The sequence below is a fragment of the Leifsonia sp. NCR5 genome, from assembly GCF_002105485.1.
Classification (GTDB): Bacteria; Actinomycetota; Actinomycetes; order Actinomycetales; family Microbacteriaceae; genus Leifsonia.
Map to the genome: position 1 here is coordinate 378456 of NZ_NCSR01000001.1, position 17927 is coordinate 396382.

At 63.8% G+C, this 17927-nt stretch carries 11 protein-coding genes, 3 rRNA genes and 1 pseudogene; 13 read left to right on the top strand and 2 right to left on the bottom strand.

Annotated features, from left to right (window positions below):
* The first annotated feature begins 13 nt into the window (after positions 1–13).
* Genes B7438_RS01935 through B7438_RS01945 form a run of 3 tightly spaced genes read left to right on the top strand, consistent with a single transcriptional unit; the run spans position 14 to position 3642 of the window.
* Positions 14–1579, top strand: coding sequence for an MmgE/PrpD family protein (locus tag B7438_RS01935; protein ID WP_085367632.1), 1566 nt, complete (start codon positions 14–16; stop codon positions 1577–1579).
* Complete coding sequence (prpB, locus tag B7438_RS01940) at positions 1579–2478, top strand: methylisocitrate lyase (RefSeq protein WP_085367633.1); 900 nt, start codon at positions 1579–1581, stop codon at positions 2476–2478. The genes B7438_RS01935 and prpB overlap by 1 nt, the downstream gene beginning before the upstream one ends.
* Before the next feature lie 33 nt (positions 2479–2511).
* The gene (locus tag B7438_RS01945; RefSeq protein ID WP_085367634.1) at positions 2512–3642 is read left to right on the top strand and encodes a bifunctional 2-methylcitrate synthase/citrate synthase; all 1131 of its coding nucleotides are present in this window, start codon (positions 2512–2514) and stop codon (positions 3640–3642) included.
* Between the two features lie 104 nt (positions 3643–3746).
* Here the strand turns inward: B7438_RS01945 and B7438_RS01950 are convergent, their stop codons facing one another.
* Complete coding sequence (locus B7438_RS01950) at positions 3747–4934, bottom strand: acetyl-CoA C-acetyltransferase (protein ID WP_085367635.1); 1188 nt, start codon at positions 4932–4934, stop codon at positions 3747–3749.
* Between the two features lie 188 nt (positions 4935–5122).
* Between B7438_RS01950 and B7438_RS21005 the strand changes: the two are divergent.
* Both B7438_RS21005 and B7438_RS20455 read left to right on the top strand, forming a co-directional pair.
* Positions 5123–5368, top strand: a pseudogene (locus tag B7438_RS21005) (UPF0758 domain-containing protein); the annotation flags it as partial.
* A gap of 184 nt (positions 5369–5552) precedes the next feature.
* Positions 5553–5873, top strand: coding sequence for a JAB domain-containing protein (locus tag B7438_RS20455; RefSeq protein WP_179150691.1), 321 nt, complete (start codon positions 5553–5555; stop codon positions 5871–5873).
* Here the strand turns inward: B7438_RS20455 and aspS are convergent.
* The gene (gene aspS, locus B7438_RS01960; protein WP_179150692.1) at positions 5803–7131 is read right to left on the bottom strand and encodes an aspartate--tRNA(Asn) ligase; all 1329 of its coding nucleotides are present in this window, start codon (positions 7129–7131) and stop codon (positions 5803–5805) included. The genes B7438_RS20455 and aspS overlap by 71 nt on opposite strands.
* A gap of 106 nt (positions 7132–7237) precedes the next feature.
* On the opposite strand from aspS, the gene B7438_RS01965 reads away from it, so the two are divergent.
* The 8 genes from B7438_RS01965 (at position 7238) to rrf (ending at position 17856) form a co-directional block, all read left to right on the top strand.
* The gene (locus tag B7438_RS01965) at positions 7238–8008 is read left to right on the top strand and encodes a histidine phosphatase family protein (protein ID WP_085367638.1); all 771 of its coding nucleotides are present in this window, start codon (positions 7238–7240) and stop codon (positions 8006–8008) included.
* Positions 8005–8613 (top strand): TlpA disulfide reductase family protein, encoded by a 609-nt coding sequence (locus tag B7438_RS01970; RefSeq protein ID WP_256921830.1) that lies wholly within the window; start codon positions 8005–8007, stop codon positions 8611–8613. Before B7438_RS01965 ends, B7438_RS01970 begins: the two co-directional genes overlap by 4 nt.
* 1 nt (position 8614) lies before the next feature.
* On the top strand, positions 8615–9355 hold the full coding sequence (locus B7438_RS01975) for a cytochrome c biogenesis CcdA family protein (RefSeq protein ID WP_085367639.1): 741 nt from the start codon (positions 8615–8617) through the stop codon (positions 9353–9355).
* Positions 9339–10964 (top strand): cytochrome c biogenesis protein ResB, encoded by a 1626-nt coding sequence (locus B7438_RS01980; protein ID WP_085367640.1) that lies wholly within the window; start codon positions 9339–9341, stop codon positions 10962–10964. Before B7438_RS01975 ends, B7438_RS01980 begins: the two co-directional genes overlap by 17 nt.
* Before the next feature lie 57 nt (positions 10965–11021).
* Positions 11022–12044, top strand: a complete 1023-nt coding sequence (gene ccsB / locus B7438_RS01985; protein WP_085367641.1) for a c-type cytochrome biogenesis protein CcsB — start codon at positions 11022–11024, stop codon at positions 12042–12044.
* A gap of 667 nt (positions 12045–12711) precedes the next feature.
* Positions 12712–14035, top strand: a 16S ribosomal RNA gene (locus B7438_RS01990).
* Positions 14036–14485: 450 nt separating this feature from the next.
* Positions 14486–17602, top strand: a 23S ribosomal RNA gene (locus B7438_RS01995).
* A 137-nt stretch (positions 17603–17739) separates the two neighbouring features.
* Positions 17740–17856: ribosomal RNA gene (gene rrf, locus B7438_RS02000) — 5S ribosomal RNA — on the top strand.
* Together the 16S, 23S and 5S rRNA genes form the textbook arrangement of a ribosomal RNA operon.
* The last annotated feature ends 71 nt before the right edge of the window (positions 17857–17927 follow it).

Consider the following 17927-nt stretch of genomic DNA (forward strand, 5'->3'; position numbering starts at 1 on the left):
GTAGGTTCGATACGTGAAGCTCCACAACGTTCGTGTGCACAGAAGCGAAGAGAATCTCGCCCGTCAGGATCAGCTCGCGTGGCAGATCGCCGAGGTCGCGGCCGACCCCGTCGAGGTCACGTCGGAGGTGACCGAGATGGTGATCAACCGCGTCATCGACAACGCCGCCGTCGCGGCAGCGTCTCTCACCAGGCGCCCGGTGGTGTCCGCGCGGTCGCAGGCTCTGGCGCATCCACTGCCGACGGCGCAGCTCGAGGAGCTGACCGACGAACGCCGACAGGACGGCTCGACCGTGTTCGGCGAGCCGGCTGCCACCCGCGTCAGCCCGGAGTGGGCCGCATGGGCGAACGGGGTCGCCGTGCGCGAGCTCGACTACCACGACACCTTCCTGGCCGCCGAGTACTCGCACCCCGGCGACAACATCCCGCCGATCACCGCCGTCGCCCAGCACGCCGGTCGTGCGTTCGGCCTGTCCGGGCGCGACCTGGTCCGCGGCATCGCCACCGGGTACGAGATCCAGATCGACCTCGCGAAGGCGATCAGCCTGCACGCGCACAAGATCGACCACGTCGCCCACCTCGGCCCGTCCGCCGCTGCCGGCATCGGCACGCTTCTCGGCCTGCCGCAGGAGGTCATCTTCCAGGCCATCGGCCAGGCGCTGCACACCACCACCGCCACGCGGCAGTCGCGCAAGGGGGAGATCTCCAGCTGGAAGGCGCACGCACCGGCCTTTGCGGGCAAGATGGCCGTCGAGGCGATCGACAGGGCGATGCGCGGCGAGACCAGCCCCACCCCGATCTACGAGGGGGAGGACGGCGTGATCGCCTGGCTGCTCGACGGGCCGGATGCGCGTTACGAGGTTCCGCTGCCCGAGCGCGGCGAGGCCAAGCGCGCCATCCTCGACTCATACACGAAGGAGCATTCGGCCGAGTACCAGGCGCAGGCGTGGATCGACCTCGCCCGCAAGCTGCACCGCGAGCATCCGGAGGCCGCCGACCCGTCGCGGGTGGAGAGCATCGTCATCCACACCTCGCACCACACGCACTTCGTGATCGGCTCCGGCGCGAACGACCCGCAGAAGTACGACCCCACCGCCTCGCGCGAGACGCTGGACCACTCCATCCCGTACATCTTCACCGTCGCGCTGCAGGACGGCGGCTGGCACCACGTCGACTCCTACCTTCCTTCGCGCGCCCAGCGCCCGGAGACGGTGGAGCTGTGGGGCAAGGTCACCACCACGGAAGACCCGGAGTGGACGCGCCGCTACCACTCCATCGACCCCGCCGAGAAGGCGTTCGGCGGCCGGGTGGAGATCCGCATGGCCGACGGCAGCGTCATCACCGATGAGATCGCCGTGGCCGACGCGCATCCACTGGGCGCACGCCCGTTCGAGCGCGCCGACTACATCGCCAAGTTCCGGATGCTAGCCGCCGACGTCCTCGAGGAGGCCGAGATCGAGCGCTTCCTCGGCGTCGCAGAACGCCTCCCGTCTCTCACCGCCGACGAACTCGGCGGCCTCACCATCACGGCCAAGCCGGGCCTGCTCGCGAGCATCCCCGCCCCGAAGGGACTCTTCTGATGCTGTACTCCTCCGTCCCGGCGCACGAGAAGCGCGCCGCTTTCCGCGCCAGGCTCGCGTCCGGCGAACTGGTCAGGATGCCCGGCGCGTTCAACCCGCTCAGCGCCCGGCTGATCGAGCGCAAGGGCTTCGAGGGCGTGTACATCTCCGGCGCGGTGCTCAGCGCGGAACTCGGCCTGCCGGACATCGGCCTCACCACGCTCACCGAGGTGGCGGGTCGCTCCGCCCAGATCGCCAGGATGACCGACCTCCCCGCGCTGGTCGACGCCGACACCGGCTTCGGCGAGCCGATGAACGTCGCGCGCACGGTGCAGACCCTCGAGGACGCCGGTGTCGCCGGGCTGCACATCGAGGATCAGGTGAACCCCAAGCGCTGCGGCCACCTCGACGGCAAGCAGGTCGTCGACGAGAACACCGCGCTCAAGCGCATCCGGGCCGCCGCCGACGCCCGTCGCGACCCCAACCTGCTCATCATGGCGCGCACCGACATCCGCGCCGTCGACGGGCTCGATGCGGCGATCGACCGCGCGAAGGCCCTGGTGGATGCGGGTGCAGACGCGATCTTCCCCGAGGCGATGCGCGACCTCGGCGAGTTCGAGGCCGTCCGCAACGCCATCGACGTTCCGATGCTCGCCAACATGACCGAGTTCGGCAAGAGCGACCTGTTCACGGTCGACCAGCTGCGCGACGTCGGCGTGAACATCGTGATCTGGCCGGTCTCGCTGCTCCGTCTGGCGATGGGCGCAGCAGAGCGCGGCCTCGACCAGCTGCTCGACACCGGCACGCTGGAGCCCAAACTCGGCGAAATGCAGCATCGCGCCGACCTCTACGAACTGATTGACTACGAGGGCTACAACGCGTTCGACACGTCCGTGTTCAATTTCGAGGTCAAGCGCTAAAAGCGCCGGACCCGCCGCAGCGAAGGAGCAGCAATGACCGACCCCGAGATCCACAAGGGCCTCGCCGGTGTCGTGGTCGACACCACCGCCATTTCGAGCGTCAACCCCGAGACGAATTCGCTGCTCTACCGGGGATATCCGGTGCATGAGCTCGCCGCGAACTGCTCGTTCGAGGAGGTCGCCTTCCTGCTCTGGCACGGCGAACTGCCCACGGATGCCGAGCTGGCCGAGTTCGCCACGCTCGAACGCTCGCTGCGTGCACTGGACGAGCGCACCAAGCGCGCCATCGACGACATCCCGGTCGCTGCCCACCCGATGGATGTGGTGCGCACGGCGGTCAGTCACCTCGGCAGCCTCGACGACACCCTCGGTCAGACGGACGGCATCCTCGACCCCGACCTGAACCTCGGCCGCGCCGTCTACCTGCTGGCGCAGCTGCCGACCATCGTCGCGTACGACCAGCGCCGCCGCCGCGGCCTCGAACCGGTCGAGCCGCGCGACGACCTCGACTATTCGAGCAACTTCCTTTGGATGACGTTCGGCGAGGTGCCGGACGACGTGGTGGTGGATGCGTTCCGCGTCTCGCTGGTGCTGTACGCGGAGCACTCGTTCAACGCGTCGACGTTCACCGCCCGCGTTGTCGCCTCCACGCTCTCCGACGTGTACTCGGCGGTCACCGCGGCGGTCGGCGCCCTCAAGGGCCCGTTGCACGGTGGAGCGAACGAGGCCGTCATGCACGCCTTCGACGAGATCGAGGTCGCGGAGCGCGCGGAGGCGTGGCTCGACGAGTCGCTCGCCGCCAAGCGCAAGATCATGGGCTTCGGGCACCGGGTGTACAAGAACGGGGACTCCCGCGTTCCCACCATGAAGGCCGCGCTGGAGAAGCTGGCGGAGCATTACGACCGCGCAGACATGCTCGACCTCTACAACGCCCTCGAGAAGGCGATGAACGACCGCAAGAACATCAAGCCGAACCTCGACTACCCGTCCGGCCCGGCCTACAACCTGATGGGCTTCGACACCGCCACGTTCACGCCGCTCTTCGCGGCCGCCCGCGTCACCGGCTGGACGGCGCACGTCTTCGAGCAGTACGCCTCCAACTCGCTCATCCGCCCGCTCTCCCTCTACAACGGGGCTGAGGAGCGCCACCTCCCGAACGGCTAGCTCTCCGTTCACGCGGAGAATCCGCCCCTCACGTCCGGATTCTCCGCTCAAGCGGACTTCCGCGCGGCGTGTCCGCCCACTTCTCCGCAGTTACGCGCGCCCGCTCAGCGCCACAGCAGCAGTGCTTCGCCCTGCCCGCCGCCTCCGCACAGCGCCACGGCCGCCTTGCCGCTGCCGCGCCGCGCCAGTTCGTGTGCCGCCGTCCCGGCCAACCGGGCTCCGGATGCGCCGATCGGGTGCCCGAGGGCGATCGCGCCGCCGTGGATGTTGACGCGTTCCGCATCCAGTGCCAGATCGGTCATCGACTGCAGCGCCACGGCGGCGAACGCCTCGTTGATCTCCACGAAGTCCAGGTCTCCGACGCTCCACCCCGCGCGCCCGAGCGCTGCGGAGATGGCGTTCGACGGCTGCGAGTGCAGCGAGTTGTCCGGCCCGGCGACCTGCCCGGACGCCCCCACCACCGCGAGCCACTCCAGCCCGAGCCGCTCCGCGTTCTCCCGGCTGGTCAGCACCAGTGCCGCCGCCCCGTCGCTCAGCGGCGACGAGTTCCCGGCGGTCAGCGTCCCGCCGTCCGCGAAGCTCGGCCGCAACCCGGCGAGGGTCTCGGCGGTCGAATCCGGGCGGACTCCCTCGTCCGCACTGACGACGACGGGGTCGCCCTTCCGCTGCGGGATGCTCACCGGCGCGATCTCGTCCGCGAACACTCCGGATGCTGCCGCAGCCCCCGCGCGCTGGTGGGAGGCCGCCGCGAACGCATCCTGAGCTTCCCTGGTCAGCCCGAGCTGGGACGTGTACCCCTCCGTGGATGCGCCCATCGAGATCCCGTCGAACGCATCGGTTAGCCCGTCGTGCGCAGCGGAGTCGAGCGCGTTGATCGACCCGTATGTCCAGCCCTTCCTGGATCCGGGGAGCACGTGAGGAGCGTTGGTCATCGACTCCTGCCCTCCGGCGACCACCACGGTCGCCTCGCCGGCGCGGATCAGCCGCGCGGCGTCGATCACCGCGGCGAGCCCGGAGAGGCACACCTTGTTGATCGTGACCGCCGGCACGTTCCAGCCGATCCCGGCGGCGATGGCCGTCTGCCTCGCCGGGTTCTGGCCGGCGCCCGCCTGCAGCACCTGCCCGAAGATCACAGCGTCCACAGCGTCGGCGCCGACGCCGGACTGCTCGATCGCCTTCCTCAGCGCGACCGCCCCCAGCTGCACGGCGGTCTGCGAGGCCAGAGCCCCGAGGATCTTGCCCTGCGGTGTGCGGGCTGCTGACAGGATGACGACGTCCTGAGGACTGGTCATGGCGACTCCTTCGTTGCCTTCGTTGCCGTGGTGCGGCTTGTCTGCTCTGGTTCGGCTTGTGGCCGGGCTCCCTCCCATTCTCACACCGGCGCGCCGACGCGTGCGCGGCGCTTCATCCACATCCTGCGGTTATCCACAGATTTCGGATCGCTGGCTTCCGATACTGTCGGCGCTTCTAGCTTGGGCTCATGTCCGACCAGGAAGAAGAGGAGCCATTAGCGAATGTTCCCCACCACGACAGACCACGCGAACGGATGCGGCGCATCGGCGTCGGGTCCCTCACCGACGACGAAGTGCTCGCCCTGGTGCTCGGCTCCGGCCAGTCCGGGAGGAGCGTTCTCGGGCTCTCCCGCTCGATCCTGGGGCGCACCGGAGGGTTCCCCGGCCTCGCCACGATGGACTTCGCTCGTCTCGAGAACCTCCCGGGCGTCGGCCCGGCAACAGCGGGGAGGCTCGTCGCCATCACCGAGATCTGGCGGAGGGCCGGCGCTTCGTCGTCCTGGACCAGGCTGGTCGACCACGAGGCCGTCGCTCGCATCGTCCGGCCCGAGCTGTTGCACAGGGACGGCGAGCGGTTCGTCGTGGTGGTCGCCGACCGGGCCTCGCCCGCTCGAGCTCGTGCTGGTGCGCGACGGCGGGGTCGACGACGTGTCCGTCCAGCCGGCAGACGTGCTGCAGGCCGTCCTCACCAGAGGAGGCAGGTCGTTCGCCGTCGCCCACAACCATCCGGGCGGCACGCTCGACCCGAGCGTCGCCGACCTCATGCTCACGCGTCGCCTCGATCAGGCGGCAGCGACCATCGGCTTGCGTTTCCTCGGGCACATCCTCGTCGCCGGCGACCAGTGGATGGCCATGCCGGCGGCGAACGCTACGGCAGCAGGCGCGTCGGGCCGCGGAAGAGGTAGGTCGTCTCGCGCAGGTTCGACAGGTGAAGCATGAGCATCAGCACGCGGGCCAGGCCCATGCCGAATCCGCCGTGCGGGGGAACGCCGTACCGGAAGAAGTCGAGGTAGAAGCCGAGCTCCTCCGGGTCGAGCCCCTTGTCGCGCGCCTGCTCCTCGAGCACCTCGATGCGGTGCTCGCGCTGAGCGCCCGTCGAGATCTCCACACCGTTGAAGATGAGGTCGTAGCTGTTGGTCAGGGTCACGTCGTCCGCGTGGCGCATGTGGTAGAACGGCCGGATGCTCGAGGCGTAGTCCGTCAGGAACACGAACTCGTGCCCGTATGTCTCCTTCACGTACGCCGAGATCTGGCGCTCGCCCTCCGGGTCCATGTCGTCGTCGTGACGGGGCACCTCGTAGCCGCGCTCGGCGACGATCCGCTTCGCCTCCGCCAACGGGATGCGCGGGAACGGCGTGCTGGGAACCGTCACCTCCACGGCGAACAGCTCCTTGATCTGCTCGCCGTGCTTCTCCTTGACCGCCGTGAAGCCGGCCACGATGAGGTTCTCGTGCAGCTGCATCACGTCTTCGTGGCTGTCGATCCAGCTCACCTCGGCGTCCACGCTGGTGAACTCGGTGGCGTGGCGGCTGGTGAAGCTGGGGTCGGCGCGGAACGCCGGGCCGATCTCGAACACCTTGCCGAAGCCGGCGGACTGCGCCATCTGCTTGAAGAACTGCGGGCTCTGCGAGAGGTAGGCCGTGGTGTCGAAGTACTCGACCTCGAAGAGCTCTGCGCGCGATTCGCTCGGGCTGGCCATCAGCTTCGGGGTGTGGATCTCGACGAAGTCGTTGTTCACCCAGTACTCGCGCAGCGCGTGCTCGAACGTGGTCTGGATGCGGAAGATCAGGTTGTTCTTCGGCTCGCGCAGGTCGAGGAAGCGCCAGTCCATGCGCTTGTCGATGCCGCTGTCCGCGGCGATCGGGGTCTCGGGAATGGCCGCCGTCTCGACCTCGAGGGTCGACAGCTTGATCTCGATGCCGCCGAGCTTCACGCGCTCGTCGTGCTTGAGCTCGCCGGTGGCACGCACGAACGAGCCCTGAGACAGGCCGGAGATCGTGGTGGCAGGCTCGTCGGCGATCACCGCGCCGTCCGCATCCACGGTGCGCGGGTTCACGAGCTGAACGGCGCCGGTCTCGTCGCGGAGCACGACGAACTGCACCTTCTTCTGGTCGCGAACGGTCTCCACCCAGCCGGCTACGCTCACGGGGCCGTCGGGGGAGGCGGCAAGGTCCTTGATCAATACTCGTGCGGTCACGAGCCACAAGCCTACCGCCCGCCACTACAGCCCGGGCGGCCCGTCCGAAAGCCTCCCGTGCCAGCGCTCAGTGAATTCAAGGGAAACGCCTCCGTAGACTGGTCGCGTGGTAGCAAGCCAGGTTCACCTCGTCCGTCACGGAGAGGTGTTCAACCCCGACGGCATCCTGTACGGCAGGCTGCCGGGCTTCGGCCTCTCCAAACTCGGTCACCGGATGGCCGCTGCGGCAGCGGACGAACTCCTCGGGCGCGAACGCCCGATCTCCGCGCTTCTGGCGTCCCCTCTCCAGCGCACGCGCGAGTCCGCGGCGCCGATCGCAGCAGCCTTCGCTCTGGATGTGCAGATCGAGGAGCGCATCATCGAGCCGACCAACCACTTCGAGGGCACCGTGATGTCCCGGGCGCTCAAGAAGCCCGTCAACTGGCCGTTCCTCATCAACCCGGCGCGTCCGAGCTGGGGCGAGGCATACTCGCACATCGAGAAGCGGATGCTCGCGGCGATCGACGACGCGTTCGACTCCGTCGAGTCCGGAGACGTGATCCTGGTCAGCCACCAGCTGCCCATCTGGGTCACCCACCTCTCCGTCGCGGGAGCGCGCTTCTGGCACGACCCGCGCAAGCGCCGCTGCGCTCTTTCCAGCATCACGACGTTCGAGCGCACCCTGGTCGAGCCGGCAACCGAGGCCACCAGCGGGGCCACCCCCGGGGCCGACGCGGTGACCACCCCGAACCCCTCCACCGAGGTCGAGGCCGGCACGCAGCCTCCCTCCTCCGAGCATCCCGAGAACGGAGCGCCCGTCGTGCGCATCATCGAGGTCGGCTACGTCGAACCCGCTGCCGAACTGAACGCAGCAGCCACCGATGTGGGGGCCGTGTGAACCGCCGCTCCCGTTTCCTGGTCCCGCTCGCGGCGATCGCCGCGTCCGCAGCGCTCGTCCTCAGTGGATGCACGTCCTCCGACGGCCTCGCCAGCCAGTACCGTGCCGGCACCGGCCAGAACTACATCGCGGGCGACGGCACCGTCACCGAGTTCGCCGCGGGCAGCCGCGGTGCCGCCGTCGACTTCAGCGGAAAACTCGCGGACGGCACCCCCGTCTCGTCGAAGGACTACGCGGGCGACGTGCTCGTCGTCAACTTCTGGTACGCGGGATGCCCGCCGTGCCGTGTCGAAGCCCCCTTCCTCGAATCGCTCTACCAGAAGTACAAGGGTGACGGCGTCGACTTCCTCGGCGTGAACCTCTACGACACCGAGAGCACCGCAGCCAGTTTCGAGAAGGACAAGGGCGTCACATACCCGTCGGTCCTCGACCGGGACACCGGCTCCGTGCTCCTCGCGTTCAGCAAGACCGTGCCGCCGAAGGCGACGCCCACGACTCTGGTGATCGACAAGAAGGGACGCGTCGCCGCGCGCATCCTGGGTGCGCTCCCCGACGCGAGCACCCTCAACTCGCTCATCTCCGACGCCGTCGCCGAGACCAACTGACGTGGGCGGAGTCGGAGAGATCGTCTTCAGCGGCCAGCTGCTCCTGGCGCTGCCCGTCGCCGTCCTCGCCGGTCTCGTCTCGTTCGCGTCTCCGTGCGTGCTCCCGCTGGTCCCCGGCTACCTCGCATACGTCGGCGGGTTCACCGACCTGGGTGCCAAGCGCGACCGCTCGCGGCTGCTCACCGGCGTCGCCCTGTTCATTCTGGGCTTCGCGATCGTCTTCATCGCATACGGTGCGGCGTTCGGCGCGCTCGGACTCTGGCTCGTCCGCTGGCAGGAAGTCGTCATCCGGATCCTCGGGGTCCTGGTCATCGCGATGGGCCTCGTCTTCATCGGCCAGTTCTCCTTCCTGCAGCGCACCATCAAGCCCACCTGGCGCCCGGCGACCGGCCTCATCGGCGCCCCGCTGCTCGGGATTGTCTTCGGCCTCGGCTGGACGCCGTGCATCGGCCCGACCCTCGCGGCCATCAGCGCGCTCAGCGTCGGCAGTGGGTCGCCGTGGCGCGGAGCGCTCCTCGGCCTCTTCTACTGCATCGGCCTCGGCATCCCGTTCCTCCTCGTCGCCCTCGGCTTCGACTGGGTGGCGGGGTCCGTCGCCTTCCTCAAGCGGCACATCCGTGCCATCAACATCATCGGCGGCGTTCTGCTCGTCATCATCGGCATCCTCATGGCGTCCGGCATCTGGAGCCAGCTCATGTCCCAATTCCTGGCGGTGATTCAAGGTTTTGAGCCGGCCCTCTGACCACATCGACTCCGCGCCCCCGCGCCATCAGCCGGAGGTCGAGCAACCCAAGCTCGGCTTCGTCGGCTGGCTGCGCTGGTTCTGGCGGCAGCTCACGAGCATGCGCACGGCGCTCTTCCTGCTGCTCCTGCTCGCGATCGCGGCGGTGCCAGGCTCGCTCGTCCCGCAGCGCAGCTCCGACCCGAACGGTGTGACGAAGTACTTCACCGATCACCCGGACATCGCGCCGTTCCTCGACAAGCTGCAGGCCTTCGACGTCTACACCTCCGTCTGGTTCTCGGCGATCTACCTCCTGCTATTCGCCTCCCTCATCGGCTGTATCATCCCGCGCACCAAACACCACTTCACGGCGTTGCGCGCGAAGCCGCCGAAGACGCCCGTGCGCCTCACGCGCATGGCGGGCTTCCAGGCGCGCATCCTCCCCGCCGAACTGCGCGAGGGCGGCCCTGAGCCGATCGCCGCCGCACGCGACCTCCTGCGCAAGTCCGGCTACCGCGTCGCCATGTACCAGGATGCGCGGTCCACGTCGGTCTCGGCCGAGCGCGGATACCTGCGCGAGACAGGCAACCTCGTCTTCCACACGGCTCTCGTCGGCGTGCTCCTCGCGATCGGCCTCGGCGGCGGCTTCGGCTTCACCGGCCAGAAGGTCGTCGTCGAGGGACAGAGCTTCGTCAACAGCCTGCCGTCGTACAACTCGTTCAACCCCGGCCGCTTCTTCAGCGACGCGTCTCTGCAGCCGTTCTCCATCAAGGTCGACAAGCTCGTCGTCGACTACGAGACCAAGAACGTCAACGCCCTCGGCCAGCCGCTCGACTACACCGCCCACGTGACCACGACCGGCCCAGGCGACACCTCGAGCACGACCACGATCAAGGTGAACGAGCCTCTCGCCATCGGCGGCACGAACGTCTATCTCCTCGGCAACGGCTACGCGCCGACCATCACGGTGCGCGACCCGAGCGGCAAGGTCGCCTTCACCGACACCATCCCGTTCCTGCCCCAGGATGCGCGGCTCACCTCCCTCGGCTTCGTGAAAGTCCCCGACGGTCTCAAGGAGCAGCTCGGGATGATCGGCTTCTTCTACCCGACGGTCGGCGACAGTGACACCGCTAAGGGCGCGCTCACCTCGACCTTCCCCGGTCTCAGGGATCCGCTGCTGAGCCTGAACGTGTACGCCGGCGACCTCGGCGTCGACAGCGGAGTCCCGCAGTCCGTCTACAGCCTCAACACCGACTCGCTCAAGCAGCTGGCCGGCCCGCCGACGAAGACCGAGGCGCTGAAGATCCGGCCGGGCGAGACGGTCGACCTCCCGAACGGACTCGGCACGGTGACGCTCGACAACGTGAAGCGCTACGCATCCCTGGATGTGCACCACGACCCCGCGCAGGGCTGGGTCCTCACGTTCGCCGTCCTGATCTTCGCCGGTCTGCTCGTTGCCCTGTTCGTCCCGCGCCGCCGGCTGTGGGTGAAAGCCATCGAGAACCCGGATGGTTCGCTCACGCTCGAGTACGCCGGTCTGGCCAGAGGCGAGGACCCGAACCTCGCCGCCGCCGTCCAATCCATCGCCGACGATCACGCCGACGCCCTCACCCGCCCCCGAAACACTTAGGCTTGCATTGTGACCGAAACCCTGGCTCAGCTATCGACCGTGTTCATTTACGCGGCCATGGGAATCTACGCGGCCGCGTTCATCGCGTTCGCACTCGACCTCTCGCGGCGAGGAGCACGAGCGACCGCCGTTGAGGCCGCCGCCGTGCCGAGCGCGGTCGCCCGTCGAACCGAGGTCGCACAGCCCGCGCGCTCGACCACGGCGACCATCACGGCCGAAGGCTCAGGCGGCGCAAACGGACGAGCGGGCACATCGACCCTGGGCAGGATCTCCGCGAAGATCAGCAACAGGGTCGAGGACGACCTGCTCTACGGGTCGGAGTCGTCGACGTCGGTCCGGTGGGCGTTCGTGCTCACCATCATCGGTTTCGCCTTCCACCTGGTGGCGACGGTTCTCCGCGGCATCGCCGCCGACCGGGTGCCGTGGGCCAACATGTGGGAGTTCTCGATGACGGGAACCCTCGTCATCGTCGGAGTGTTCCTGGCGGTCAACCTCAAGTGGGACATCAAGTACCTGGGCACCTTCGTCATGGGTCTCGTGCTCGTGCTGCAGGGCATCGCTCTGTTGCGGTACTACGTCCCGGTCGTCCCGCTGCAGCCGGCGCTCCAGTCGTACTGGCTGGTGATCCACATCATCGTGGCCGTGCTCGGCACGGCGTTCTTCGCCCTGGGCTTCGCGTTGTCCGGTCTGCAACTGCTGCAGGTCAGGCGGGAACGGCAGGTCGCAGAATCCCAGCCGCAGCAGTTCAAGTTCCTGGCGACTCTTCCCACATCGACCGCACTCGAGAACCTCGCATACCGGGTGAACATCGTCGGGTTCATCGCCTGGACCTTCACCCTCATCGCCGGAGCCATCTGGGCCGAGAAGGCGTGGGGCCGTTACTGGGGCTGGGACACCAAGGAAGTCTGGACCTTCATCATCTGGGTGATCTATGCCGGCTACATCCACGCCCGCGCCACTCGTGGCTGGCGCGGTTCCCGGTCGGCCTGGCTCGCCATCATCGGCTTCGCCGCCGTCCTGTTCAACTTCGGTATCGTCAACGTCTTCTTCAAGGGACTCCACGCGTACTCAGGCCTGTAGGCCTCAGCGCACTTCTCTGCACGGCGGTCGATTCCCGCCCGAACGCAGACAACCGGCCGATCGGCTGGCGCACCCCGGTGCCCCAGCTGGTCGGCCGTTTCGCATCCCCAGGCGCGACACGCCCGAGTTGCAGGCGCGATTTGCGAGGCCGTCAAGAGGTCCGTAAAGTACTTACTTGTCACCCCAAAGGTGCGGGAGAGCGGAACTGCTCCCCGGCCTCAAGCGGGACCAACTCCTAAAACTTAGCAGTCGCTTGAACTTGTTCAAGCATGCCTGTTCGGCTTAGGATGGTAACCCTCACTCTTCGAGCTGGTTTTGTTGCTCGGCTCGTGTGATTCGGTTGCACCTTCGTGGTGCGCTGAGGATCGCGAAACGGCCGAGTTGACATTCAGATTGAAAGTGGTAAGGTTGACAGGTTGCCCCATTTTGACCGTGTGATGCGGGATGGTGGGAGCGTCCGATCCTTGAGAACTCAACAGCGTGCACAATGTCAAATGCCAAAAACCTCGTGTTTAGCTTCGGCTAGGCAAGAGATTCCTTTGGATTAGATACAGAATGTCAGTAGATATTCGAAACTAGTCAGATCAACTCGCGGGGAGAACAGACCTTTTTCCGGTCCGCTTCTCGCACTATGTTTCCCTTCCGCTTGCGGTTGTGGAGCTAAACATTTACGGAGAGTTTGATCCTGGCTCAGGACGAACGCTGGCGGCGTGCTTAACACATGCAAGTCGAACGATGAACCTGGAGCTTGCTCTGGGGGATTAGTGGCGAACGGGTGAGTAACACGTGAGTAACCTGCCCTTGACTCTGGGATAACCTCCGGAAACGGAAGCTAATACCGGATATGACGTACGGAGGCATCTCCTGTGCGTGGAAAGAATTTCGGTCAAGGATGGACTCGCGGCCTATCAGGTAGTTGGTGAGGTAACGGCTCACCAAGCCTACGACGGGCTAACTACGTGCCAGCAGCCGCGGTAATACGTAGGGTGCAAGCGTTGTCCGGAATTATTGGGCGTAAAGAGCTCGTAGGCGGTTTGTCGCGTCTGCTGTGAAAACCCGAGGCTCAACCTCGGGCCTGCAGTGGGTACGGGCAGACTAGAGTGCGGTAGGGGAGAATGGAATTCCTGGTGTAGCGGTGGAATGCGCAGATATCAGGAGGAACACCGATGGCGAAGGCAGTTCTCTGGGCCGTAACTGACGCTGAGGAGCGAAAGCGTGGGGAGCGAACAGGATTAGATACCCTGGTAGTCCACGCCGTAAACGTTGGGCGCTAGATGTGGGGACCATTCCACGGTTTCCGTGTCGCAGCTAACGCATTAAGCGCCCCGCCTGGGGAGTACGGCCGCAAGGCTAAAACTCAAAGGAATTGACGGGGGCCCGCACAAGCGGCGGAGCATGCGGATTAATTCGATGCAACGCGAAGAACCTTACCAAGGCTTGACATATACGAGAACGGGCCAGAAATGGTCAACTCTTTGGACACTCGTAAACAGGTGGTGCATGGTTGTCGTCAGCTCGTGTCGTGAGATGTTGGGTTAAGTCCCGCAACGAGCGCAACCCTCGTTCTATGTTGCCAGCACGTAATGGTGGGAACTCATAGGAGACTGCCGGGGTCAACTCGGAGGAAGGTGGGGATGACGTCAAATCATCATGCCCCTTATGTCTTGGGCTTCACGCATGCTACAATGGCCGGTACAAAGGGCTGCAATACCGTAAGGTGGAGCGAATCCCAAAAAGCCGGTCTCAGTTCGGATTGAGGTCTGCAACTCGACCTCATGAAGTCGGAGTCGCTAGTAATCGCAGATCAGCAACGCTGCGGTGAATACGTTCCCGGGCCTTGTACACACCGCCCGTCAAGTCATGAAAGTCGGTAACACCCGAAGCCGGTGGCCTAACCCTTGTGGAAGGAGCCGTCGAAGGTGGGATCGGTGATTAGGACTAAGTCGTAACAAGGTAGCCGTACCGGAAGGTGCGGCTGGATCACCTCCTTTCTAAGGAGCATCTGGCATCCCGGTGTTGAAAGACGCTGGTGGTGTCCAGGCGCCRGATCGAGACGAATGTTCTCGCYGGTAGCTCATGGGTGGAACATTGACATTGGTGCGGAGCTGATCGGCTCGGACTCAGTACGCTTCTTTCGGGGAGTTGGAACGGTTCGGTCCWGGATGTTCCGCATATGCACGCTGTTGGGTCCTGAGGGACCGGGCCTCACCCGTAAGTGGGTGGGAATCGAACCTCTGGACCTTTTCTTGTTGGCCATGATTGGCTGGCGGAGAGGGTACCGCCCGTACTTTGAGAACTACACAGTGGACGCGAGCATCTTAGATTCGAGACTTTCGAGTCTCGGATCACAAGATCAAATCAGCACTCCTTTGGAGTGTTGGTAGATCATTGGTCAATCTGCTCACCTTCGGGTGGGCCGATCGATTCATAAACTCATGTGATTTCAAGTTTCTAAGAGCAAACGGTGGATGCCTTGGCATCTGGAGCCGAAGAAGGACGTAGTAATCTGCGATAAGCCTCGGGGAGTTGATAAACGAACTTTGATCCGAGGATTTCCGAATGGGGAAACCCCGCTGGGCCCGTAAGGTGACCCAGTGACTCCCGCCTGAATATATAGGGCGGGTAGAGGGAACGTGGGGAAGTGAAACATCTCAGTACCCACAGGAAGAGAAAGCAAAAGCGATTCCGTTAGTAGTGGCGAGCGAAACCGGATCAGGCTAAACCGATCATGTGTGATAGCCGGCAGGCGTTGCATGGTCGGGGTTGTGGGACTTTTCTGCTGCTTCTGCCGAACAGCGAACGTTACAGAGGAATATAGGCGAATGGTTTTGAAAGGCCAGTCATAGAGGGTGCCAACCCCGTAGCCGAAATGTTCTGATGGCGTGAAGAGTATCCCAAGTAGCACGGGGCCCGAGAAATCCCGTGTGAATCTGTCAGGACCACCTGATAAGCCTAAATACTCCCAGATGACCGATAGCGGACAAGTACCGTGAGGGAAAGGTGAAAAGTACCCCGGGAGGGGAGTGAAATAGTACCTGAAACCGTTTGCTTACAAACCGTTGGAGCCTCCTTGTAGGGGTGACAGCGTGCCTTTTGAAGAATGAGCCTGCGAGTTAGCGATATGTGGCGAGGTTAACCCGTGAGGGGTAGCCGTAGCGAAAGCGAGTCTGAATAGGGCGATTCAGTCGCATGTCCTAGACCCGAAGCGAAGTGATCTATCCATGGCCAGGTTGAAGCGACGGTAAGACGTCGTGGAGGACCGAACCCACTTAGGTTGAAAACTGAGGGGATGAGCTGTGGATAGGGGTGAAAGGCCAATCAAACTTCGTGATAGCTGGTTCTCTCCGAAATGCATTTAGGTGCAGCGTTGCGTGTTTCTTGCCGGAGGTAGAGCTACTGGATGGCCGATGGGCCCCAAAAGGTTACTGACGTCAGCCAAACTCCGAATGCCGGTAAGTGAGAGCGCAGCAGTGAGACGGTGGGGGATAAGCTTCATCGTCGAGAGGGAAACAACCCAGACCACCAACTAAGGTCCCTAAGCGCGTGCTAAGTGGGAAAGGATGTGGAGTTGCACAGACAACCAGGAGGTTGGCTTAGAAGCAGCCACCCTTGAAAGAGTGCGTAATAGCTCACTGGTCAAGTGATTCCGCGCCGACAATGTAACGGGGCTCAAGCACGCCACCGAAGTTGTGGCATTGACATTAGTGGTAGGCCTTCGTGGTCCAGCCGTGTTGATGGGTAGGAGAGCGTCGTGTGGCGAGTGAAGCGGCGGTGTGAACCAGCCGTGGACGCTACACGAGTGAGAATGCAGGCATGAGTAGCGAAAGACGGGTGAGAAACCCGTCCTCCGAAAGACCAAGGGTTCCAGGGCCAGGCTAATCCGCCCTGGGTAAGTCGGGACCTAAGGCGAGGCCGACAGGCGTAGTCGATGGACAACGGGTTGATATTCCCGTACCGGCGAAGAACCGCCCAAGCTAATCCAGTAATGCTAAGTGTCTGAATCCCCTTGATCGAGGCCTTCGGGTTGAGACGAGTGGGCCTAGCACACGACCCTATGCTGGTGCGGCTAGCGTATTAACAGGTGTGACGCAGGAAGGTAGCCGAGCCGGGCGATGGTTGTCCCGGTCTAAGTGTGTAACCCGAGAGATAGGCAAATCCGTCTCTCATGAAGGGCCAGGCACGATGGGTAGTCTTAAGTGACGAAATCGGTGATCCTATGCTGCCAAGAAAAGCATCGACGCGAGGTTCCAGCCGCCCGTACCCCAAACCGACTCAGGTGGTCAGGTAGAGAATACCAAGGAGATCGAGAGAATCGTGGTTAAGGAACTCGGCAAAATGCCCCCGTAACTTCGGGAGAAGGGGGGCCTGAGGCGTGAACGGACTTGCTCCGGGAGCGTTTGACGGCCGCAGAGACCAGTGGGAAGCGACTGTTTACTAAAAACACAGGTCCGTGCTAAGTCGCAAGACGATGTATACGGACTGACGCCTGCCCGGTGCTGGAAGGTTAAGAGGAACGGTTAGCCGTAAGGCGAAGCTGAGAATTTAAGCCCCAGTAAACGGCGGTGGTAACTATAACCATCCTAAGGTAGCGAAATTCCTTGTCGGGTAAGTTCCGACCTGCACGAATGGCGTAACGACTTCCCAGCTGTCTCAACCGCGAACTCGGCGAAATTGCACTACGAGTAAAGATGCTCGTTACGCGCAGCAGGACGGAAAGACCCCGTGACCTTTACTACAGCTTGGTATTGGTGTTCGGTGTGGCTTGTGTAGGATAGGTGGGAGACTGTGAAGCGGGCACGCTAGTGTTCGTGGAGTCATTGTTGAAATACCACTCTGGTCACTCTGGATATCTAACTTCGAACCGTAATCCGGTTCAGGGACAGTGCCTGGTGGGTAGTTTAACTGGGGCGGTTGCCTCCCAAAAAGTAACGGAGGCGCCCAAAGGTTCCCTCAACCTGGTTGGCAATCAGGTGTCGAGTGTAAGTGCACAAGGGAGCTTGACTGTGAGACTGACAAGTCGAGCAGGGACGAAAGTCGGGACTAGTGATCCGGCAGTGGCTTGTGGAAGCGCTGTCGCTCAACGGATAAAAGGTACCTCGGGGATAACAGGCTGATCTTGCCCAAGAGTCCATATCGACGGCATGGTTTGGCACCTCGATGTCGGCTCGTCGCATCCTGGGGCTGGAGTAGGTCCCAAGGGTTGGGCTGTTCGCCCATTAAAGCGGTACGCGAGCTGGGTTTAGAACGTCGTGAGACAGTTCGGTCCCTATCCGCTGCGCGCGTAGGAAATTTGAAAGGATCTGACCCTAGTACGAGAGGACCGGGTTGGACGAACCTCTGGTGTGTCAGTTGTTCCGCCAGGAGCACCGCTGATTAGCTACGTTCGGGATGGATAACCGCTGAAAGCATCTAAGCGGGAAGCCGGCCTTGAGATGAGATTTCCATGCCTTCGGGCGAGAGGCTCCCAGCTAGACTACTGGGTTGATAGGCCGGATGTGGAAGTGGGGACTAAAGACCCATGGAGCTGACCGGTACTAATAAGCCGATAACTTGACAATCACTACTCACACACATGTTGTAAGGCTGGTGTGTGAGGCCTGAAGAATGCTTGCGTCCACTATGTGGTTCTCGATGTACGGTCGAGAACCGAACCAATCAGCTGATTGGTCCGTTCACTTTGATACATCAATAGTGTTTCGGCGGCCATAGCGAGAGGGAAACGCCCGGTCACATTCCGAACCCGGAAGCTAAGACTCTCTGCGCCGATGGTACTGCAGGGGGGACCCTGTGGGAGAGTAGGACACCGCCGGACTCCTTTTAGAAAGAGCCACCCCACACCGGGTGGCTCTTTCGCATTTAACACCACCACAACACCACACAGAC

What these genes read in the sequence shown, in the direction of transcription:
- prpB (WP_085367633.1), top strand. Translation starts at nt 1,579, where the DNA reads ATGCTGTACTCCTCCGTCCCGGCGCACGAGAAGCGCGCCGCTTTCCGC.
- B7438_RS01945 (WP_085367634.1), top strand. Translation starts at nt 2,512, where the DNA reads ATGACCGACCCCGAGATCCACAAGGGCCTCGCCGGTGTCGTGGTCGAC.
- B7438_RS01950 (WP_085367635.1), bottom strand. Translation starts at nt 4,934, where the DNA reads ATGACCAGTCCTCAGGACGTCGTCATCCTGTCAGCAGCCCGCACACCG.
- ccsB (WP_085367641.1), top strand. Translation starts at nt 11,022, where the DNA reads ATGGGAATCTACGCGGCCGCGTTCATCGCGTTCGCACTCGACCTCTCG.